This window comes from Ktedonosporobacter rubrisoli, from assembly GCF_004208415.1.
Classification (GTDB): Bacteria; Chloroflexota; Ktedonobacteria; order Ktedonobacterales; family Ktedonobacteraceae; genus Ktedonosporobacter; species Ktedonosporobacter rubrisoli.
Window position 1 is genome coordinate 10450156 of sequence record NZ_CP035758.1, and the last position, 20273, is coordinate 10470428.

The following is a 20273-nucleotide window of genomic DNA, read 5'->3' on the forward strand; positions in this document are numbered from 1 at the left end:
GATCTTTGGGTTAGCTCATTTAAGCAGAGCCTGTGATAAAACAGAAAAAGGAGTGCCTGATATGTCCATCATTAGCCAGGGAAAGAAGTTTCTTAAAAGAGCCATGAGGGATGCCCACGAGATCATCTTTACAGATGAGTATGTACAGCAGCATTCTAGTAAAGTCGCCCAGATACTTTTAGCTCAGCAATACAAAACGATGTGCGCGCTTCGTGTACCTCTTCCCAGCTTCGAAGAGGTAGAATTTCGCGCCTTCTCCCAACAAGGGGAAGATGGTATCCTTTTATACCTCTTCTCAGTACTCGGCACGACGAATAAGAAATGTGTCGAGATGTGCTGTGAAGACGGAATCGAATGTAACACGGCCAACTTACTGATTAATCATGGCTGGCAAGGCCTGCTCTTTGATGGCAGGGGTGAAAAGGTAAAAAGAGGGCGGGCATTTTATGCGCGCTGCTCAGATACTAATGGCTGGCCGCCCAAAATCGTGCATGCCTGGATTACTGCGGAAAATTGTAATGAGCTGATCCGGGAACATGGCTTTGCTGGTGACATAGACTTATTGTCTCTGGACATGGATGGGGTGGATTATTGGGTCTTAAAAGCGCTTGAGTGTGTTACTCCGCGCGTAATGGTTGTGGAGAACAATCCACGTCTGGGACCAGATGTTTCGGTTACCGTTCCCTATAGCCCCGATTTTGTTGCGCGCTACGAAGGAGAGCCGCATAGAAATTACTATGGAGCTTCTTTACTTGCCTTGACCAATCTAGCGAAGCAGAAGGGATACCGGCTGGTTGGCTGCCAGCGCTATGGCTTCAACGCGTTTTTTGTTCGTGCTGGCATAGGCGAAGATATTTTGCCTGAAATCGCAGTGGCTGATTGCTTCAAGCATCCTTATGCCAGGCAATCCATGGAAGTGGGAAAACACAAGCTTGTAAACAAAGAGTGGGTTGAGGTCTAAGCGGCCTACACGGTGTTTTAAACCTTGCCGTTGGGGCTGGCTTGGCGTATTGGTGTGGACCCCACAGGCTTGCCGCGCTTGTGGGGTAATTCTCGTGGTAATTTGCCAACTGGAGCCATCATACGAGAGAAAAAAAATAAGAAATGGGTAAGAATGTGCCCCAAATATGCTACATAAAGAAGGTTGAATTGGACATCTCATGAAGAGTGTGAGATACTCTGGCTCAGTATATCTACGGTTTTTGTTATTTGGAGGTGTTTATGTCCTCAGCCTACCCTCCTTTTGGAGGCGCGCCGGCACAGCTTTGTCAGCGCTGCGGGATGGCGCTTCCGCCCAATGAGGTCTATTGTACAAATTGTGGTTATTCAAATACGCCTGCTCAAGGGACTCCTCCTGGAACAGGGTCGCTTGCCTCCAATATTCAATGGGGGGGAGGTGCGCCGCAGGCGCAAATGGACCAGAATCAGCAAGGCGCGTCCTCCTGGAACAGCCCTTCATCGTCACTGAGCCAGGGCAATGCACAACCTAATTACTTTGGTGGAGCACAGTTTGGCTCACCAGCTCAGCCTATGGGGGATGGAAATGCCTGGCCATCGGCGCAGTCTGCTGGTCCCAGCCCTTCAGGTTCTTCATTGTTTAAATCGCCAACGCCAATGGTGGGTGGCGCGAATGCCTGGCCATCGGCGCAAACAAATAGCGCCGATAATTACGCCTCACCAACGCAGTCCGTGGGCTCTAGTGGAAGCTGGTCACCTTCTGCACCTGCTACTGGTAACCTGGGGACAACACCGTATGCCTCACCAACGCAGGCTATGGGCGGTGGGAGCTGGTCACCTTCTCCGCTGCCTGGAGCAGATTATCAGCAGGGTGGGCCAGCGCAGCCTCAGGGATTTTATGGAGGCGCTCCTGCGATGCCGGGCGGAGCCGGTGGCTTCCAGTCCGACGCGGCACCACCTCCAGGCTTGAGTCAGCCGCCAGCACAACGACGCCTTCCAGACATGAAGATCATCATCGGCGTTGTTGTGCTTCTCGTGGTGCTGATTGGCGGTGGGATAGGGTACATGCTGCTTTCGTCAAGAAATAATAATGCGGCTACAACCTCCTCGTCCTCGACCGCTATGTCACCAACAGCTCAGCCCAAAGGCACTCCTATATTCGCCGATTCCTTTAAAAATAATAGCAGTGGGTGGAATCTTCAGGGTGATCCTGGAAAGTTTTCTGTCGCTGTCGGGAACGGTGCCTTGACGCTGGAGGATAAGAATAACAGGCTACTCTGGGAACTGGTGCCTGGCGGCAAGAGCTTGAAGGATTTTAATCTGACTGTTGATGCGACGCTTGCCCAGGGCGACCAGAATAACGGGTATGGTATATATATTCGTGGCTCCTCAAGTCAGACGAGTGAGCTGGCTACTTATTATCGTTTTGAGCTCTATGGCGATGGCTCCTATGCAATATTCAAAGGTGCCGCAGATCCCAAAGGCAATTCAACTGCTACCAAGCTTGTGGATTATACCTTTAGTTCCGCTATTCAAAAACAGGGCTCGGTGAACCATATCTCTATTGTGGCAAAAGGCCCATCAATGTCTTTTGTGGTGAATGGAGAGACCCTAAAAACGATTACAGATAGTAGCTATGTTGGTGGCTCTGTGGCGTTTTTTGTCTCAAATTTGCAAAACGCAAAACCGGGAGCGCAAGCTAAGTTTTCTAACTTAGCGATATATCCTCCTCAATAAGAGAAAAGGAGCGCATAACTACTACTTGCGCTCCTTTCTCCCTACGCGAAAATTATCTTTTCTTTCTCCCCTCAAGAGCCAGGCGCTTGCTCTTATCCACCCTTCTAAACGAGATCAGTCTTGTTCTAGAAGAGCCTGAGCATAGACCGCCGGATCGACGTTTCCTCCACTCACAATGCAGCAAACGCGCTGCCCGTAAAAGCGTTCGGGAGCGCTAAAGAGAGCTCCAAGTGTAAGTGCCCCGGTTGGCTCAACTTTCAAATTAACATAGCGAAAATAAGAGCGTACTGTCCGTAGCGTTTGCCTGTCGGGTACCTCGATAATGTCTTTTATGCCGCGCTGTAGTATTTCCCAGTTGATATGACCCAGGCTCCTGGTCCGGGCGCCATCTGCGATAGTATCTGGCTCTTGCGCGTTACTTATCAGGCGGCCATTGTGCAATGACTGGGCGGCATCGTTGCCCGGCAGAGGTTCGGCGCCTATGATCGCTGTTTGCGCCTGAAGGAGGTCACGCGCAATAATGACGCCCGAACTCAGGCCGCCGCCGCCGATAGGAACCACGACTGTATCGAATTCGCCAGCGCTGAAGATATCTTTGCCGAGAGTGGAATTTCCGGCTATGACGCGATAATCATCATAAGCATGGGCCTCAAAGGCGCCTGGATTGGCCTCCATGAGCTGGCTAACGCGTTCTTCCCGACTGATCTGTTGTACATCAATGAGATCAACAGTTCCACCATAGGCTTGGATTGCCTCAATCTTTACCCTGGCCGAGGTGGCCGGCATGACGATAGTGCAGGTTTTCCTCAGTAGCTTGCAGGCGTAGGCTACGGCCTGGCCAAAGTTTCCTGACGAGGCTGTGATAACGTGTTGCTGCTCAATGCTAGAGATGAGGTTATAGGCAGCTCTGAATTTGAAGCTGCCGGTATGCTGAAATGTCTCACTCGCGATAGTCAGCTCACATTTGAGCTCAGTCGAGAGGGAAGGAGCGGGCAGCAGCAAGGTGGGTCGCACGTAGCGAGGTAACTTTTCCCAAACACTACCGATGTACCCATCACTTAGTTCGGGAGCTGTTGTGTAATTATGCATGTATGAACTCCAAGGATAGAGGTTGTTGCAGGTTCAGGGATATTGTATCACGCGTTCTCCCCTCCTACTTTCTCTAGAGAAAGTGTGGTGTATGAAAAGCTGCTGGTACTCTCTTCGCTTGCCGTTACAGGCAAACGGCATTGGATCTTGGTTCCTGCCAATTACGATTTGATCTTGCCCCTTGAAACATTATGCGCCGCTGATTACTGCCATGAACTAAATTTGAGAGTCAAGTTGCCAGGAAGAGAAAAAAGAGGAGAATTTTTTCAGCACACCTATCAAGCACATGGAGACCAGCTAGCATAGTGCTAATCCCTTATGCCAGATGCCTGGAACTCCTTGTGCCGCTGATCCGTGCTAATAATACAGTTGCTATTGGCGGATAGCAAAAGAGGTAACCAGCGTAAAATTAGCGTAACCATAAAAATGGTAAATTTTTGAAGATATAAAAGGAAGCGTGAATCTTATGGATGGGCAGAAGTTTCAACAAGTTCCTGTAGTAGAGCTTATGCATACAAAACCAACAATTGATGGAGGGAGAGAATATAAATTTGAGGTAGCCGTGGGTGATGGCGTTCAGCCAATTGTGCTGGTTTTGCGCGTGAGCCCTGACCATGTTGAAGCCAGGGCCGATTTTCACAAAGTTGGTAAGCCTGTAGGTTAGCCTGAGCCTATACGATGTGACGAAAGATCCTCTAAATAGGTAAGCAGGGCGGAATGATCGAGATCGCCGCGTCCCCGCAGCTCCAGGGAAGCAAACATCTGATCTACAAGGGCAGTTACTGGGAGCGAGACCCCATAGGTGCGTGCAGTTTCCAGAACAATGCCTAGATCCTTATGATGAAAACGTATTCTGCCTCCTGGAGCAAAATTGTGGGCCACCATCGTCGCGCCGCGTAGCTCTAAGATTCTACTGGCCGCGAGACCACCGCCAAGTACTTGTATGATTCTGGCGGGATCTACGCCGGCCTTGGAGCCAAGAACTAGCGCCTCGCTAATTGCCTCGAAAATGAGCGCTACCACGATCTGATTGCAGGCTTTGACAGTTTGACCGGCGCCATGGTCTCCCACGTGAACAATGGTTGTGCCCATAGCCTGGAAAACTGGCAGACAGCGTGTAAACGTCTCCTTTTGGCCTCCCACCATGATTGAGAGAGTTCCGTCGATGGCCCCCTTGTCTCCGCCGCTGACCGGAGCATCGAGCATGCTCACATTGTGCTGAGCCAGGAGAGCAGCCAGTGCACGCGTCGCGACAGGGGAAATAGTGCTCATATCTATCACAATAAGCCCGTCGTGCGCTCCTTCAATGACGCCATCTGGCCCGCTTAAAACCTGCTCTACTACCGCTGTATCGGGGAGCATGGTGATGACGATATCGCTAGCTGCGGCTATCTCGCGGGCGCTCTTGGCTGCTTGTGCTCCTGCCGCAATAAACTGTTCGGTGACTTCGGGATGGCGATTGTGGACAATCAGTGGAAATCCGGCTTTGCGCAGATTGTGGGCCATGGGTTGCCCCATGATACCTAGCCCGATAAAGCCGATCGTCTCCGGCATAACTCTTCAAACCTCCTTCTTAACCTGCTGGCTTGCATCTTTGTCATTTCCATAATACAGGAGTCATAAACCGGGTTGCAAATCGGCTATCGTGCCGAGCTTCTCTATAGCCAGTGCGAGGCCGCGCGCTGAATGGGCGCATAATTGTGGATCGGATACAGACGCTCGTTAGGCTTTCCCATCTCAGGCTCTCAAGAACTACATGAACGCATATGGAAAAATCCAGGAACTCGCATAAAACCAGGTTATAATTAGGCATAGAATATCTGTAAGTTTGCTTTGAGAAAGGCCAGGATTGCATATATGGACAGCCTCACCTTTAAACTCATGGAACAGTATGATTATGAAAATCTCTTCTTTTGCCAGGAGAAGAGCGTAGGGCTCAAAGCGATAATTGCTATTCACGATACAACGTTGGGACCTGCTGCAGGCGGGACACGAATGTGGCCTTACGCTACCGAGGAAGATGCAGTCGGAGATGCTCTACGCCTGGCGCGAGCTATGACGTATAAGTGTGCGGCGGCTGGCATGAACTTTGGTGGTGGAAAGTGTGTGGTCATTGCAGATCCCAAGCGCGATAAAACTGAAGCCCTCTTGCGCACTCTGGGCCGCTTTATCAATCGGCTGGGTGGTCTGTTTGTGACCGGAGTAGATGTAGGGACAACTGTGCGCGATATGGAGATTATGCGCATGGAATCTCCCTACATCGTGACTGTCTCCGAAGCTCTAGGTGGCCCTGGCGATACCGCTCAGACGACGGCGCTTGGCGTTGTTCAGGGAATACGCGCCTGCCTCAAAGCGATCTATGGGAGTCCTGAGCTGCAAGGGCGCAGTGTTGCTGTGCAGGGAGTTGGCGGGGTTGGTAAAGATGTTGTTGAGCGGTTAGTCAAAGCCGGGGCAATTGTGACTATTGCTGATGTAGATCAGGAGAAAGTCGCAAGTGTCGCCGCTGCACATGGGGTGAGGGTAGTTCCGCCGGATGAGATCGCTCAACAGGCAGTCGATGTCTATTGTCCCTGTGCCCTGGGGGCCGTGCTCAATGATCGCTCGATCCCGGAACTGCACTGTAAAATCGTGTGCGGCTCGGCCAATAATCAGCTTGCTGAGGAACGCCATGGCGATATGTTAGAGCAGCATGGCATCTTGTATGCACCAGACTATGTTGTGAACGCTGGCGGTGTATTGGCAGGCATTGATAGCTTCAATCCGGGTGGGTTCAAGCGTTTACGCGCCGAGGAAACTATAGCACGTATTTATGAAACAGTTGAGAAACTAATAGCGCTGGCTCGTGCGCAGCATATACCAACGTATCGGGCTGCCGACGTGCTGGCCGAAGAACGTATCGCCATGGTGCGCCAGGTCAAGAGCCTGGCCAGTGGGGCCGAGAAGAAATGAGCGGCAAGGCAGAGTAGACCAAACGCTGCTTCTTGTCGTCAGTTGCTAGCTGAAGAGCGGCAAATTCTACCCTGCCAAATCCCAAGGCTGCACTGATAGCAAAGAGGCTTTTGGAGTAGGGATAGCGGAAAGCGCTTTCTGCTGTCTCTACCTGCTATAGGTTCTCAGTTCTATATCATAAATTGCTCAGCATAGACTTATTTATCTATCCTATACTTATTAAAGTTATTATCTACTGATTAACGCGATGGGCCAATTTTTCCTGGCGCTTAGCTCTCTGGGAGAGAGGTAAGGAATGCCATGATCCTGTGGCTTGCCTCCAACCTTGCTTCTTCTCTTACCGAGTAGAGTGATAAAAAGCTTGTCCATCGCGTTAATTCAATAATCTGGGAATGCTTGCATAAATTCGGGGTATATGAGGACAGAGACCTTACCTGATGCAAGCGTTGGGGAGGGCATTTACTATGGGAATGATGTTGACCGTCTTAATTGTGCTAGTCATTTTGATTGCTTTCTGGGGGCTGCGCGTTGTACAGCAGTATGAGCGAGGAGTGATTTTTGTCCTGGGCAAGTTAGTGGGAGCAAAGGGGCCAGGCCTATTCTGGGTTGTACCGTGGATCTCGCGTATGATCAAGGTTGATTTGCGTATAGTCACTCTGGACGTGCCGCCCCAGGAAGTTATTACGCGCGATAATATTACGATAAGAGTGACGGCTGTTGTCTACTTCTACGTTGTTGATCCCACGGCCGCAGTGGTCAACGTAATGAACTTTTTTGAGGCCACTACACAGATTGGTCAGACCACGCTGCGGAACATCCTGGGTCAATCTGAGCTTGATGAGTTGTTAGCGGAACGCAAAAAGATTAATCAGGAACTACAGGAGATCATCGATGAGTATACCGAGCGCTGGGGCGTAAAGGTGACTGCCGTCGAGGTCAAGGATATTGAGCTGCCCGAGACGATGCAGCGTGCTATGGCCAAGCAGGCGGAGGCCGAGCGCGAAAAGCGCGCCAAGATCATTCATGCCGAAGGTGAGTTGCAGGCTTCGACGCAGCTTGCTCAGGCTGCCAATGTGATTGCTTCGCAGGCAGGAGCTTTACAGTTGCGCTACTTGCAGACGCTAACCGAGATCTCTGTTGAGAAAAATTCCACGATTGTCTTCCCCTTGCCGCTGGATATTGTGACGCCATTCATGGAAGCGCTCAAGCAAAATGGGCATCAGGAAGGGATAACGCAGTCCTTACGACATACCGATGGTCCGCGAGATATGCCGCGTAGATAGTTGCGTGGGTCAGGTTGTGATGGGAAGCTACGCCGTAGTGGCTTCCCATCGTCGTGAGCCCTAGTACCGTTATGGCATTTCTACCCATACACAGCCTTTTTGAGAACTCTCGACTGCTTTGGTGACGAATTGCATGCCTCTTAAGCCATCATAGACGTTAGGATAGCCACCCTGCGGTTTCTGCCCGGTCTCTACCCTACGAATATCGGCAATAACCATCTTATAGATATTGGCAAAAGCTTCGTAGAATCCTTCGGGATGACCGGCCGGGAGACGAGTGGCAGCTTTGGCCTCATCGCTCATATAAGGGAGTCCTCTGCGCAGAAGCTGGCATGGCTGCCCCGGCTTTTTGAGAATGAGAGTATTAGGTTCCATCTGGTGCCATTCAAGGCCTGCTTTGCTACCATAGACGCGGATGCTCAGCGCGTTTTCTTCCCCCGCAGCAACTTGTGAGCAGGTGAGCACGCCTTTGCCGCCGTTCTCCAGATGTAGAAGCATGTTCGCATCGTCGTCAAGCTGGCGCCCCTCGACAAACGTTGTCAGGTCGGCACATAAGGCTTTGATCTTTAGGCCGGTGACAAATTCGAGAAGATTCTCGCCATGCGTGCCTATATCGCCAACGCAGCCCGCCAGGCCTGATTTTCTGGGATCGGTGCGCCAGGCTGCCTGTTTATTGCCGCTTTTTTCCTGGGCATCCATCAGCCAGTCCTGGACATATTCGACGAGGACTTTGCGGATCTCGCCAATCTCGCCTTGCTGCACCAGGTGACGGGCCTGGCGAATGGCCGGGTAGCCAGTGTAGTTGTGGGTTAGGGCGAAGATGAGATTGCTGCGCTCGACGAGGGCCACTTCTTCTTGCGCTTCTTCAAGGCTAAAGCTCATAGGCTTATCGGAGACGACATGGATGCCGTGTTCCAGAAAGGCTTTAGTGGCTGGATAATGCACATGGTTGGGGGCAGCGATAATCGCAAAATCGATCCCATCTTCGCGCCTTGACTCGGCCTCGGCCATTTCCTGATAGCTGTTATATGAGCGCTGTAGATACCAGGCCTTAGCAGAAGCAGCCGCGCGCTGGGGATCTGTGGCCATGGCCCCGGCGATAATCTCGGCTTGATCGTCTAGCTCGGCCGCGATACGATGCACACCGCCGATGAAAGAACCCGATCCCCCTCCGACGATTCCGGCGCGCAGTTTTCTGTTTGAGACATCTCGACCCATATTGCTCCTCCTTACTACGTCTATGCATTCAGCGAATTGATTAGCTCAGGCCTAGCACACGACGATTTGTAGCTTCGTCTGTGGCGCCCCCGGCGAAATCGTCAAAGGCTTTGGTTGGCGTATCGATGAGCATGCTCTTAATGAAGATTGCCCCTTCGCGCGCGCCCTGCTCAGAGGATTTGAGGCAGTCTTCCCATTCGAGAACTGCCCAGCCGGAATAGCCATTCTGGGTCAGCTTCGAGAAGACCTGCTTAAAGTCGACCTGGCCATCTCCCAGGCTGCGGAAGCGTCCGGGGCGATCCTGCCAATTCTGATAACCTCCGTAGACACCCGAGCGCGGCGAGGGATTGTATTCGGCATCTTTGACGTGGAAAGCTTTGATATAGTCTTTGTAGTAATCGAGATAGCCGATATAATCAAGTTGTTGGAGGATAAAGTGGGAGGGATCGTAGAGAATATTCACGTGGGGATTATTCCCCGTTGCTTCGCGGAAGCGCTCAAAAGTAACGCCATCATGCAGATCTTCGCCCGGGTGAATTTCGTAAGCGAAGTCAATGCCATACTCGTCGGCCACATTCAGAAGTGGTTGCCAGCGGCGAGCAAGCTCTTTGAAGCCCATCTCTACAAGACCTTGCGGGCGCTGTGGCCAGGGATATACTGTATGCCAGAGCAAGGCACCCGAGAATGTGGGAATGACATTAAGGCCAAGGTTGCGTGAGGCTTTGATCGCTTTGATGAGTTCCCCTTTGGCCCATTCAGTTCTGGCCGCAGGATTGTTCTGAAATTTGGCAGGTGCAAATACGTCAAAGAGTACGTCATATGCAGGATGTACCGCTACAAGTTGACCCAGAAGGTGCGTTGCGAGCTCGGTGATTGTTAGTCCGTTACATTGCCCCTTCAGATCGTCACAGTACTGCTGCGATTCGGCGGCTTTATCCAAATCGATAAAGCGGCTATCGTTGGCTGGAATCTGGATACCGAGATAGCCGAGATCCTTTGCCCATTGCGTAATGTTTGAGAGTGTGTTGTAAGGGGGAGTATCCTGGGCAAACTGGGCTAGAAATAGGGCTGGTCCTTTGATTTGTGACATGCATTCCCTCCTTCAAGATGTTTCTACTAGACAGCTTTAAATTGATTATATCATTGGCGCCTCTCAGGTGCATCTTTGTAGAGCCGCTTAACAGGCTTGGTGATAGCTGGTACTCGCTCTTGCGCGTTATTTTTTTCTTTGATTTCTTGGTCTATGTGCGTAAGTGAGAAAGCTGTAGATAAGAAACAGATGCATCATGAACGATGCATCTGTTGGCTCAGGTTTGTTGGTATGATGGAGTCATGCCCAGGGAAGATGTGGGGAGAGACGCTAGTCGTCCTGCCCTTCCTCTGCCCAGGGATGCTCATCGGCCTGTAATGGAGCAGGTTGCTCACAGGTGCTCTCAAGCTCGACACGCGTACCGGCTTCGGCCGCAGCGTAGAGCGCTTGCATGATGTCGAGCACGTGATAGGCCATCTCTCCATTGGCACGATGCGTACGGCCCGAACGCAGGGCGTAAGCCATATCCGCTACACCGATGCCACGAGAATTTTCCGTATAACCGTGGGTCAGTGGGATCTCACTTTGCTGCCTCTCTTGAGCCCTCTGCAGATAGACAGGCCCGCCAAAGGTATTGGGATCGGGGATAGTCAGTGTTCCTTCTGTACCATAAACTTCGATGCGTGGTAAGTGATTTGACCAGACATCAAAGCTCATCGTAAGCGTGGCTACGGCGCCATTGGCGAAGTCAAGGATGCCCGCCACGTGGGTTGGCGTATTCACCTTGATAACGTTGCCATACTTTGGCGTACTGGTAATGGTGCGCTCGGGAAAAGTGATACGCGTAGAACTGGTGACGCGCTTTACCGGACCCATCATTGCGATAAGGGCAGTGAGATAATAAGGACCCATATCAAATAGGGGACCCGCGCCAGGCTGGTAGAAGAAATCTGGATCGGGATGCCAGTTTTCCGGGCCATGATTCATCATGGCAGCATGAGCGGCAATTGGAACTCCTATTGCCCCATCGTTGATCAGCTTAATGCAGGTTTGTAGTCCGCCACCAAGGAAGGTGTCGGGGGCGCTGCCCACACGTAAATTGCTTTTGCGGGCGGCCTCAAGCAAGGCCTGTCCCTGCTCAAGTTCGATAGCTAAAGGCTTCTCACCGTAGACTGACTTGCCAGCTTCGATGGCGGCCATGCCTATTTCCGCGTGTACTTTCGGTATTGTAAGGTTGATAACTATCTCAATCTCGGGATCGGCAAGCAATTCCTCAACACTACAGGCTTTGGGGATATGAAAGCGCTCGGCTTGTGCGCGTGCTCGTTCCATATCAATATCGGCACAGGCAACGATGTTGAGGACATCAAAAATCTGTGGGGCGTTAAAATAAATAGAACTGATTTGGCCGCATCCGATGATGCCGACTTGCGTTTTTGTGTTGGTTGCCAAAAGGACTCCTCTTTTCCATCAGGCTAGCTGTGAGACGAATTGACACTCCCCCAGCTCAAGCACGGGGATTCTTCCCTCCTCCAGGTGGCTTGCTGACTCCCATTGCTGAGAGAGAGTAGCGGCCCTCCTGTCCAGAAGCGTTTCATGCACTCATGGTGCATCAGTTCCCGTCTGCCCGACGGTACTGAGCGCTTTGGCTAAAATGTTCACTGCCGCATTGTGATCTCGGTCCAAGACCAGACCACATCCAGGGCACAGATGGGTGCGCACGCTCAAACTTTTCTTGACGCGGGTGCCACAGGCAGAACAATCCTGCGTGGTGAACTGTGGTGAGACCGCCACGACTGCTGTGCCATGGAGAGAGGCATAATAGTTCACCCACGAGAGGAAGCTGTCCCATCCTGCATCGTAGATACTCTTGGCAAGGTGGTGGTTGCGTCCCATGTTGGAGATGTGCAAATCTTCAAAGGCAATCAGGTCGTGAGACGTGACAAGCGCGTTTGCCTGCTTTCTGGCGAAATCTTCACGCTGCCTTTGGACTTTGAGGTGGGCTTTCGCAACGGTCTTGCGTGCCTTTTGGCGATTGGCCGATTGCTTCTGTTTCTTGGAGAGACGACGTTGGAGGCGCTTGAGGCGTTTTTCTGCCCTGCGATAGTGGCGGGGATTCTCGACAGTGCTGCCTTGCGAGTCGGTGTAAAAGGCTTTGAGTCCGACATCAATGCCAACAGCCTGTCCTCCCCAGACGTGTTCAACGTGGCGCTGTGCCTGGACGACAAACTGACAATAATAGCCATCCGCGCGGCGAATGAGGCGCACCCGTTTGATTTGTTGGATGGGGAAGCGTTCAATGTCACGGGTGCCGACCAGACGGAGCCTGCCAATCCCACAGCCATCAGTGAAGCTGAGATGGCGTCCATCGGGTTCCAATTTCCATCCGCTCGTTTTATACTCGACACTGCGAGTATGCTTCTGAAATCTGGGATAGCCTTTCTTTCCCGGTTTCTTGGCTTTGCAGTTCTCGTAGAAACGGACAATAGCGAACCATGCGCGGTCGGCACTGGCTTGGCGGGCCATCGAATTGAGGGAGCGTGCAAAAGGGTAGTCTTTAGCAAGGACAGCGCAGTAGACTTGCAACTCGTTCTTGGTGGCATGCTCGTCCATCCACAAGCGCACACATTTGTTACGGATGAACTGACACACGCGAATCGCGTCGTCGATAGCGGCATATTGGGCTTTGGACCCAGTACACTTGTATTCGTAGATCAGCACGTCCTTGCTGCTTGCCCTTTCTTTTTTCTTTGCCCTACTATACATCTTAACGTGATGGATGTCAAAGGAACATGAACGATGAAACAGACACATCTCTCTCAGAGAGAAACAACTGGTCCGTCTTCGTCAACGATCTCAACAAGAAGGCGTGGCAATTGCTGAATTGGTGCGACGTGCTGTCGAGAGTTTTTTGCATGGGAGGACCCAACCTATCATCCCATGCCTCCCACGCCTACAATAAGGAAGGCCCATTCCTCCCCTTTCTTAAAAGAGCGGGGTTTTCTGGGACGTTTCCTGTAAGATCTGCTTAAACCATATCACGGACGCGATTATGGGCCAAGTTCAATATTTTTCTCTCTCCGCCGCCGCCAGGCAGCAAAACAAGCGAACTGGGATATCTAGCGTCGATCTGCTCAGCTTTTAATCGGGAGCATGTTGTATCATATGTCTAGAAAGCCATAGCTTCAGCGCTAACACAGAGCGCTGAGCGCAAAAGGAGCATATGAGAGAAAGAGTCAAGAGCCGGGCTGGACTCGCCGATTTCTTACAAAGTCGGCGCGCCCGCCTGCAGCCAGAACAGTTTCACCTACCGACGTTTCAGAGAAGACGAACGCGAGGCTTGAGACGAGAAGAGCTTGCCCAGCTGGTTGGCGTGGGGGTTTCCTGGTATACCTGGCTGGAGCAAGGTCGCAATATCCAGGTTTCTGATCAGGTATTGGAACGCCTTGCCTCTATCCTGCAACTGAACGCCGAGGAACGGCATCATTTATTTCACCTGGCCCAGGCTCCAGCCTCTCCACTGTATGAGCAGGGCGAGAGAAAACTTGCTCCCAACGCGGCAGCTCAAGCGATCCTCGATGGCTACACCTATCCGGCCTTGCTCTTTGATGATCGTGTGAATGCCGTGGGATGGAACAAGATCGCTACTCGTGTCTTTGGTGATTACGCCAGCCGTTCTGAGCGCGAGCGTAACGCGCCCTGGTTCCATTTTATGCATCCATCTGCCCGAACTTTTCATGTCAACTGGGAGCGTGAGGCCCGCCGCTGCCTGGCTTCCCTGCACGCGAGGTATGATCGAGACCCTGATGATCCCTGGCTAAATGCGTTGATTGCCGAATTGCAACAGGCAAGCCCAGAGTTCCGCGCCTGGTGGCCTGAGCATGAAATTGTGCTAGGCTGTGGCGGTCTCTATGAGATGAATCATCCGCAGATTGGCTATCTTGTCCTGCATCCAACCGTCTTTCCCATGCCCGAGCAGCCTGAGCTGCAAATGGTTCTCTATACTCCTCTTGCCCAGAATGAGACGGTGGCGAAGCTGCAAGCTCTGATGAACGATGAAGGAAGGCAAGGGTGAACATCGTAAAACACAAGCGTTCAAAGGAATGCTTTGCGGATATAGCGCCTCTGATAGCCCTGGCTGTGGATTGGATCGGAGAGCCTCCGGCTGCCTGGCATCCAGTTGTCTGGTATGGTAAGCTCATCCGTAAGCTGAAGTCAGGAGCGCCCCGGAAGAAGAAGGCTCAGTTACTCTACGGAATTGCCATGCTGTTGCTGGCAGCTCCTCTGGCGCTATTTCCCGCGTACCTGTTTCAGCGCCAGGCTGCCAGTTTACGCTCGTGGATACAGCAGCGGGGACATAAAAGGCTGGCAAGGGGTGTTTATGCGCTTGCTGTGGGTGGCGCATTAAAGCCCTTCCTGGCCTTACGCCTGCTGGTCAAGGCTGGGAGCCAGGTGCGCAGTGCGCTAGAGCAAGACGATACTCCAGCCGCTCGTCAGGCTTTGCGCAGCCTTGTGAGCCGTGATTGCTCTAACCTGACGCCTGAGCTAGCCGCGGCGGCAGCAATCGAATCGCTGGCCGAGAATCTCAGCGATTCGGTAGTAGCTCCACTCTTCTACTATATGATAGCGGGCCTGCCAGGGGCAGCGGCGTATCGCTTATTTAATACCTTTGATTCGATGATTGGCTACCATGGAAAATATGAGTATCTGGGTAAAGCCGCCGCCAGACTGGATGATGCCCTAAATTTACTTCCGTCCCGACTGACCGCTCTGCTCATCATGCTCTGTGCGCCACTATTTGGCGGCGATAGGCGAAACGCCTGGAGAATATGGCGGCGCGATGCGCGTAAGACTGCAAGCCCTAACGCTGGTCAGCCGATGGCGGCGGCAGCAGGAGCGTTAAACATACAGCTAGAAAAGGTTGCACATTACAAGCTAGGAGATGCGCAAAAGCAGGTTAGCGCAGCTGATATCAAGAGAGCCGAGAGGATGGTCTGGTGGGTTGGCGGTCTGGCTTTTGTGCTTGTCGCTTGCTGCAGACGATGGAGGAGAATATAGAACTTGGAAGATCTGAAGGATCAGCCAATGCCGCTTGTCCACGGAGCCTTTGATTATCTTGAACTGGCCCGCCTGGGCCTGCAGCCTGGAGAAGTCGTGGATTTTAGCGTGAATAGTATGCCCTATGGGCCTTCACCTCGTGTGTATGAAGCCATTGCCGCCACGGCTGTGGATCGCTACCCGGATCGTGTTTGCTGGCACCTAAGGCAGAGCATTCTTGACCATGAACTGCGCGGCTCCGGTCTAGAGATAAGCGAAATTATCTGCGGAAACGGGACGAGCGAGCTTATTTGGACTCTGGCTCGCTGTTATTTGGGAGCAGGAACAAAGGCTGCTATTCTTGGCCCCACCTTTGGCGAGTATCGCGCGGCAAGCCTGGCGGCAGGAGCAACAGTTGTCGAGCTGCGGGCATCGCAAGAGCAGCAGTTTCAACTTGACGTTAGCGCTGTGGGCGACTGGCTAGGGCAGGAACAGCCCTCCCTTGTCTGGCTCTGCAATCCAAATAATCCAACGGGTACATATCTGGAACAGCAGAAGCTCATACAGCTGCTTGAGGCCTGTCAACACAATGGAGCCTTGCTGGTAATGGACGAATCTTATCGGCACTTTCTTTTCCCACCTGAGCCGCTTTCGGCGCTTGAACTGCTTTCTACGGACTCCCAGGTGCTTGTACTGCGCTCTCTCACCAAGGATTTTGCCCTGGCTGGTGTGCGCCTGGGTTATGCGCTTGGTGCTAAAGCTGCCCTGCAACGGCTCAGCGCTCAGCTTCCATCCTGGAATGTAAGCGCCCTGGCTCAGGCGGCCGGAGTTGCAGCACTTGCCGATCGTGAGCACCTGGCTACCTCGTTGGCGTGCCTGGAGAGCGAGCGACAGGCTTTTTTTGCCGCCCTTTTACACGCAGGATTAGCAGCGCTTCCCTCGCGAACCCATTTTTGCCTGGTCGAGGTAGGAGATGCTTGCTTGATCAGACAAAAGCTCCTGCAGAGAAAATTGTTAGTGCGTGACTGCACCTCGTTTGGCTTGCCCCAGTATATCCGCGTAAGCGTCCGGCCAGAGCCAGAGTGGCAGCGATTAGTGGCCGCCTTGCAGGAGGTGTTATGAAGCAAGCAAATACATTGATGATCCAGGGGACAGCCTCGACAGTTGGCAAGAGTATCCTTGTGACCGGCCTGTGCCGCCTTTTTGCCCAGGAAGGTTGGCGCGTTGCCCCTTTCAAGGCGCAAAACATGGCCTTAAATTCCTGGGTTACGCGTAGCGGCGGCGAGATAGGCCGAGCTCAGGCTGTGCAGGCAGAGGCAGCGGGTATAGAGCCGAGCGTTGAAATGAACCCTATTCTGCTCAAGCCCGAGTCGCATTCGCGTAGCCAGGTAATTGTCCTGGGTCGTCCCCTTGATGCGATGGCGGCGCGTGAATATTATCGCCACCGCAGCGACTGGCTGGGCGTTGTAGAGCAAGCGCTGGCGAAGCTGAGGGCCAGTTATGACCTGGTGATCATTGAGGGCGCGGGTAGTCCCGTTGAGCTCAATTTGAAGGCTTATGATCTTGTCAATATGCGCGTGGCCCAGCTAGCGGAGGCTGCCGTGATGCTCGTGGGAGATATCGACAAAGGCGGAATATTTGCTTCGCTGCTGGGAACCTTGATGCTGTTAGAGCCAGAAGATCGTCAGCGTGTAAAGGGTCTGATCGTCAATAAATTTCGCGGAGATTTAGCGCTCTGGCGCGATGGCGAGAAACTGCTGGCTCAACTGAGTGGGCTGCCAGTTGTAGGGACTGTGCCATTTTTTCAGGATATCCGTATTGCTGAAGAAGATAGCGTGGCCCTGGAAAACGGCAGCGCCGCCCTACTACAGCCGGCAACTGAGCCCGCAGAAAGTCGGCTCGACATTGCCATTGTGCGCCTCCCCTATTTGAGCAACTATGATGAATTTGACGCCTTAGCTACCGAGCCGGCAGTTCGGCTTCATTTCGTCGCTTCTCCGTCAGAAATGCCGGAAAAGCCGGACCTCATAATCTTACCCGGCACAAAGAATACTTTAGAGGATCTGGCCTGGCTCTGGCGCCGTGGCTTAGTCCAGCACATTCGAAATTGTGCGCGCCTGGGGAGTGCGATACTGGGTATCTGCGGAGGGTATCAAATGCTGGGAGAAAGAGTGAGCGATCCCCAGGGAGTAGAGTCGCAGGTTGCGCGTATAGAGCCCGGTTTAAACTTATTACCTATCGAGACTTTGTTCGCTGCACTGGAGACGAAGGTCACGCAGCGCAGTCGGGCTCAGATCGATGATGCGACAGCGCACGGCCTCTTTGCCCATCTTCGAGGGGCTAGCTTCCAGGCTTATCAGATCCATATTGGTCGCACGGACCCTTCAGGCGAGAACGCTTCGCAGGCCAGGCGGCCCTTTATAATAGATACAGAACAGCAAGATGGCTGGCTCAGCCGCGATGGATGGTGTGCGGGCTGCTATTTGCATGGATTGTTTGAGAATGATACCTTCAGGCAAGGCATTATTAGAGCTTTAATGGAACGTAAATCGTCAGAGCCTTTTGTCGCCGAGGGCTCATCTTTTAGTCGTCAGCGCGAATATGATAAGCTGGCAGATTGGCTGCGGACGTATATCGATATCGCGCAGCTAAAAGAGCTTTGTGGCTTGACCGAAGCCTGAACATAGCCGGAGAAGTAATCATTTCGGCTTCTGCGTTAGCAAGTGCTTTGCCCAAAAATGGAGCTCAGGCCAGGATATATCTTTGCTGAGATAAGGGAAGGCCTGTTTTGTGATATGATTATAAAAAGCTGCCAGCGCCCGCCATTGAAGAGCCTGGAGGCTCATGATTTCTCTTTTTATTTTTGCTGCTAGCATGCGAATAGCTGTTCCTGTATACGAGCCCAGGTTACTAATGCAATAAAGAGGCATGGCCTCAGAAATGAGCGCAGCCTGCAGCATCACTAAGTTTTTTGGGAGGATGCATCGTTATGGATTTCTCAGGTACTCAGACTATTGCTGCACCTATCGATAAAGTATGGACTTATCTTCTCGATGTGAATAACGTGGCAGCCTGTGCTCCCGGCTTCCAAAGTTTGGAGGTGTTGGGTGATGAGCACTGGAAAGCAGTGATTGCGGTTGGGGTAGGCCCGGTGAAGGCGAAGTTTACCCTGGATGTTACACGGCCAGAGATGAATGAGCCAGAACTCATGGTAGTAAAGGGGCGCGGAAAGGCTCCGGGAAGCGCTGTTGAACTGTCTGGCAGAATGAATCTTTCCTCGGTTGAGGACGAACAGACACGCATGGATTGGAGCGCGCATGTCGTTGTAAGTGGCACTATCGCTAGCGTGGGCGCACGCCTGCTTTCAGGAACTGCAGAAAAACTTACAGGACAATTCTTCGAATGCCTCAAAGAGAAGCTTCAGACTTCCTAACGCAAACTTCCGCGAGACTATTGGCTAAGAGGAGGCTGTAAAGAGCAGCGCAAGGACCTGACTGAGCTTCCTCTTACACTTCTGATAGATCATTGGGCACAAACAAAAGGTAGGTCGACTATGCAGGCTGCTCTTGAACGCTGGCATTATTTGATCGATAAGCGTGCGCAACAGATGGACGAGGCTTACGCGCGCCTGGGCCGTAGTAGCGCGGATTTCTGGAATCGTCGCGCACGCAGTTTTCATCAGGCCACAAAGGATAACGCGCTCAGCGATCCCTTTTTTCTCAAAGTGCGCCAGGCGGTTACCGCACAATCCAGCGTATTAGATGTTGGGGCCGGCACAGGGCGTTTTGCACTGGCCCTTGCCCCTCTCGCCAAGCAAGTTGTTGCGGTTGAGCCAAATAGTGCAATGCTCAGCTATCTGCGCCAGGAAGCTGAACAGAAGTGCATAAGTAACCTCTCTTATATAGCAACCACCTGGCAGGAGGCGGCGACCGACGTGCAAGCCGATATCGTTGTCTGCAGCCATGTGCTCTACCCGCTAAGAGAAGTGGATACTTTTCTGGCTAAGTTGGATCGAGCCGCCAGGCAAGCCTGTTACATCTATTTGCATGCCCGTCATTTTGATGAGCTTACCGGGCACTTGTGGCGCCATTTTCATGGAAGCGAGCGCTGTTTGTCACCAAGCTATATTCATGCCCTTGATGTCATGTATGAAATGGGAATTTATGCCAACGTAGAGGTAGTTTCAAAGCCTCCCAGCTGGCGCTATCACAACTATGAAGTAGCAGTCGAAGAGCTCATAGAGCAACTCATCTTGCCTGATAATGAGCGGACGCGGACCGAGTTGCGCAGAATGCTGGAGGCCTGGCTGTGGGAAAAAGATGGGATGCTTGTTCCGCCGGTGAGCGAAATGAGCTCAGCAATTGTATACTGGCAGCGCTAAATAGAATTTATGAATGTGAATGTTTCGAAATAGATTGCACTACATATGATTTGATGTAGTGCAATCTGTGAAATTAGGGAATAGATTTAGATAATATGCTTATCTAAACTTTTGAAGAAAGAGCCGAGAGAGTTCTTTACAATTCCCTGTCCAATTGGATTGTTAGCAACTGCAATGGGGCCTTCGAGGTCAGCGTTAGCATTGTAGTTGAGGAGAGCGCCATCGGCCTCATCGGTCAGGCTGATCTGGCTGACCGCATTAACCGAGCCGCCGGTCCCCTTGCGCAGCACCTGGAGTTCAAGATAATTGGGAGCCTGCTGATTCGCAATGCTGATCACTACGCCATAGGGTCCCTTCAAGCCAGGCAGGGGAGTAGTGATGTTGGCCTTAATGCGGTTGGAGTCAAGATACTCGACTGAGTTGCAGCCGGGGATGCAAGACTTCAGGATTTCCGGGTTGAGAATTGCATTGAAAACTTTTGCGCTCGGCGCGCTGAATTTGTGTGAACCGCTGAGTTTCATGAAAAATGGTCCTTCCTTACAATTGCAAAATAGGCTGACGTCCCTCCACGTCTTTCCCGAGCAGGTGTTAT

General features: G+C 52.2%; 19 protein-coding genes. 12 read left to right on the forward strand and 7 right to left on the reverse strand.

Annotated elements, in window-relative coordinates:
* The first annotated feature begins 61 nt into the window (after positions 1–61).
* Both EPA93_RS44695 and EPA93_RS44700 read left to right on the forward strand, forming a co-directional pair.
* The gene (locus EPA93_RS44695) at positions 62–961 is read left to right on the forward strand and encodes a hypothetical protein (protein ID WP_129893762.1); all 900 of its coding nucleotides are present in this window, start codon (positions 62–64) and stop codon (positions 959–961) included.
* Positions 962–1221: 260 nt separating this feature from the next.
* Positions 1222–2694 carry a 3-keto-alpha-glucoside-1,2-lyase-like domain-containing protein gene (locus EPA93_RS44700; RefSeq protein WP_129893763.1) on the forward strand — a complete coding sequence of 491 codons (1473 nt, stop codon included), beginning with the start codon at positions 1222–1224 and terminating at the stop codon, positions 2692–2694.
* A 114-nt stretch (positions 2695–2808) separates the two neighbouring features.
* Here EPA93_RS44700 and EPA93_RS44705 read toward each other — a convergent pair whose 3' ends face one another.
* The gene (locus EPA93_RS44705; protein ID WP_129893764.1) at positions 2809–3783 is read right to left on the reverse strand and encodes a threonine ammonia-lyase; all 975 of its coding nucleotides are present in this window, start codon (positions 3781–3783) and stop codon (positions 2809–2811) included.
* Between the two features lie 466 nt (positions 3784–4249).
* Between EPA93_RS44705 and EPA93_RS44710 the strand changes: the two genes are divergently transcribed.
* Positions 4250–4447 carry a hypothetical protein gene (locus EPA93_RS44710; RefSeq protein WP_129893765.1) on the forward strand — a complete coding sequence of 66 codons (198 nt, stop codon included), beginning with the start codon at positions 4250–4252 and terminating at the stop codon, positions 4445–4447.
* On the opposite strand, the gene EPA93_RS44715 is transcribed toward EPA93_RS44710, so the two are convergent.
* Complete coding sequence (locus EPA93_RS44715) at positions 4444–5337, reverse strand: 2-hydroxy-3-oxopropionate reductase (protein WP_129893766.1); 894 nt, start codon at positions 5335–5337, stop codon at positions 4444–4446. The two genes, EPA93_RS44710 and EPA93_RS44715, sit on opposite strands and share 4 nt — an antisense overlap.
* 303 nt (positions 5338–5640) lie before the next feature.
* Here EPA93_RS44715 and EPA93_RS44720 point away from each other — a divergent pair, with 303 nt between their 5' ends.
* Both EPA93_RS44720 and EPA93_RS44725 read left to right on the forward strand, forming a co-directional pair.
* Complete coding sequence (locus EPA93_RS44720) at positions 5641–6732, forward strand: Glu/Leu/Phe/Val dehydrogenase dimerization domain-containing protein (protein WP_129893767.1); 1092 nt, start codon at positions 5641–5643, stop codon at positions 6730–6732.
* Between the two features lie 470 nt (positions 6733–7202).
* The gene (locus EPA93_RS44725) at positions 7203–8015 is read left to right on the forward strand and encodes a slipin family protein (RefSeq protein WP_422877911.1); all 813 of its coding nucleotides are present in this window, start codon (positions 7203–7205) and stop codon (positions 8013–8015) included.
* A 69-nt stretch (positions 8016–8084) separates the two neighbouring features.
* On the opposite strand, the gene EPA93_RS44730 is transcribed toward EPA93_RS44725, so the two are convergent.
* The 4 genes from EPA93_RS44730 to EPA93_RS44745 all read right to left on the reverse strand — a co-directional run bounded on the left by EPA93_RS44730 (position 8085) and on the right by EPA93_RS44745 (position 12984).
* Positions 8085–9233 carry a Gfo/Idh/MocA family protein gene (locus tag EPA93_RS44730; RefSeq protein WP_129893769.1) on the reverse strand — a complete coding sequence of 383 codons (1149 nt, stop codon included), beginning with the start codon at positions 9231–9233 and terminating at the stop codon, positions 8085–8087.
* A gap of 40 nt (positions 9234–9273) precedes the next feature.
* The gene (locus EPA93_RS44735; protein WP_129893770.1) at positions 9274–10323 is read right to left on the reverse strand and encodes a sugar phosphate isomerase/epimerase family protein; all 1050 of its coding nucleotides are present in this window, start codon (positions 10321–10323) and stop codon (positions 9274–9276) included.
* 270 nt (positions 10324–10593) lie between these two features.
* Positions 10594–11715, reverse strand: a complete 1122-nt coding sequence (locus EPA93_RS44740; RefSeq protein WP_129893771.1) for a Gfo/Idh/MocA family protein — start codon at positions 11713–11715, stop codon at positions 10594–10596.
* Between the two features lie 150 nt (positions 11716–11865).
* A complete protein-coding gene (locus EPA93_RS44745; RefSeq protein WP_129894846.1) occupies positions 11866–12984 on the reverse strand; it encodes an RNA-guided endonuclease InsQ/TnpB family protein in 1119 nt (372 codons plus the stop codon).
* 112 nt (positions 12985–13096) lie between these two features.
* Here EPA93_RS44745 and EPA93_RS50120 point away from each other — a divergent pair, with 112 nt between their 5' ends.
* The 7 genes from EPA93_RS50120 to EPA93_RS44780 all read left to right on the forward strand — a co-directional run bounded on the left by EPA93_RS50120 (position 13097) and on the right by EPA93_RS44780 (position 19681).
* The gene (locus EPA93_RS50120; RefSeq protein WP_242527547.1) at positions 13097–13225 is read left to right on the forward strand and encodes a hypothetical protein; all 129 of its coding nucleotides are present in this window, start codon (positions 13097–13099) and stop codon (positions 13223–13225) included.
* Positions 13226–13486: 261 nt separating this feature from the next.
* Entirely contained in the window at positions 13487–14338 is an 852-nt protein-coding gene (locus tag EPA93_RS44755; protein WP_129893772.1) for a helix-turn-helix transcriptional regulator, read from the forward strand.
* Positions 14335–15321 (forward strand): adenosylcobinamide-phosphate synthase CbiB, encoded by a 987-nt coding sequence (gene cbiB / locus EPA93_RS44760; protein WP_129893773.1) that lies wholly within the window; start codon positions 14335–14337, stop codon positions 15319–15321. The genes EPA93_RS44755 and cbiB overlap by 4 nt, the downstream gene beginning before the upstream one ends.
* A gap of 3 nt (positions 15322–15324) precedes the next feature.
* Positions 15325–16422 carry a pyridoxal phosphate-dependent aminotransferase gene (locus EPA93_RS44765; protein WP_129893774.1) on the forward strand — a complete coding sequence of 366 codons (1098 nt, stop codon included), beginning with the start codon at positions 15325–15327 and terminating at the stop codon, positions 16420–16422.
* Positions 16419–17981 carry a cobyric acid synthase gene (locus EPA93_RS44770; protein WP_129893775.1) on the forward strand — a complete coding sequence of 521 codons (1563 nt, stop codon included), beginning with the start codon at positions 16419–16421 and terminating at the stop codon, positions 17979–17981. The genes EPA93_RS44765 and EPA93_RS44770 overlap by 4 nt, the downstream gene beginning before the upstream one ends.
* Before the next feature lie 308 nt (positions 17982–18289).
* Positions 18290–18733 (forward strand): SRPBCC family protein, encoded by a 444-nt coding sequence (locus EPA93_RS44775; protein ID WP_129893776.1) that lies wholly within the window; start codon positions 18290–18292, stop codon positions 18731–18733.
* Between the two features lie 120 nt (positions 18734–18853).
* Positions 18854–19681 (forward strand): class I SAM-dependent methyltransferase, encoded by an 828-nt coding sequence (locus tag EPA93_RS44780; protein ID WP_129893777.1) that lies wholly within the window; start codon positions 18854–18856, stop codon positions 19679–19681.
* 86 nt (positions 19682–19767) lie between these two features.
* Here EPA93_RS44780 and EPA93_RS44785 read toward each other — a convergent pair whose 3' ends face one another.
* Positions 19768–20202, reverse strand: a complete 435-nt coding sequence (locus EPA93_RS44785) for an SRPBCC family protein (RefSeq protein ID WP_129893778.1) — start codon at positions 20200–20202, stop codon at positions 19768–19770.
* Between the last annotated feature and the right edge of the window lie 71 nt (positions 20203–20273).

Excerpts from the sequence above, each read along its gene's own strand:
- EPA93_RS44725 (WP_422877911.1), top strand. The coding sequence starts at position 7,203 with ATGATGTTGACCGTCTTAATTGTGCTAGTCATTTTGATTGCTTTCTGG.
- EPA93_RS44715 (WP_129893766.1), bottom strand. The coding sequence starts at position 5,337 with ATGCCGGAGACGATCGGCTTTATCGGGCTAGGTATCATGGGGCAACCC.
- EPA93_RS44775 (WP_129893776.1), top strand. The coding sequence starts at position 18,290 with ATGGATTTCTCAGGTACTCAGACTATTGCTGCACCTATCGATAAAGTA.
- EPA93_RS44720 (WP_129893767.1), top strand. The coding sequence starts at position 5,641 with ATGGACAGCCTCACCTTTAAACTCATGGAACAGTATGATTATGAAAAT.
- EPA93_RS44710 (WP_129893765.1), top strand. The coding sequence starts at position 4,250 with ATGGATGGGCAGAAGTTTCAACAAGTTCCTGTAGTAGAGCTTATGCAT.
- EPA93_RS44700 (WP_129893763.1), top strand. The coding sequence starts at position 1,222 with ATGTCCTCAGCCTACCCTCCTTTTGGAGGCGCGCCGGCACAGCTTTGT.
- EPA93_RS44770 (WP_129893775.1), top strand. The coding sequence starts at position 16,419 with ATGAAGCAAGCAAATACATTGATGATCCAGGGGACAGCCTCGACAGTT.
- EPA93_RS44695 (WP_129893762.1), top strand. The coding sequence starts at position 62 with ATGTCCATCATTAGCCAGGGAAAGAAGTTTCTTAAAAGAGCCATGAGG.
- EPA93_RS44730 (WP_129893769.1), bottom strand. The coding sequence starts at position 9,233 with ATGGGTCGAGATGTCTCAAACAGAAAACTGCGCGCCGGAATCGTCGGA.
- EPA93_RS44735 (WP_129893770.1), bottom strand. The coding sequence starts at position 10,323 with ATGTCACAAATCAAAGGACCAGCCCTATTTCTAGCCCAGTTTGCCCAG.
- EPA93_RS44705 (WP_129893764.1), bottom strand. The coding sequence starts at position 3,783 with ATGCATAATTACACAACAGCTCCCGAACTAAGTGATGGGTACATCGGT.
- EPA93_RS44755 (WP_129893772.1), top strand. The coding sequence starts at position 13,487 with ATGAGAGAAAGAGTCAAGAGCCGGGCTGGACTCGCCGATTTCTTACAA.
- EPA93_RS44785 (WP_129893778.1), bottom strand. The coding sequence starts at position 20,202 with ATGAAACTCAGCGGTTCACACAAATTCAGCGCGCCGAGCGCAAAAGTT.
- EPA93_RS44780 (WP_129893777.1), top strand. The coding sequence starts at position 18,854 with ATGCAGGCTGCTCTTGAACGCTGGCATTATTTGATCGATAAGCGTGCG.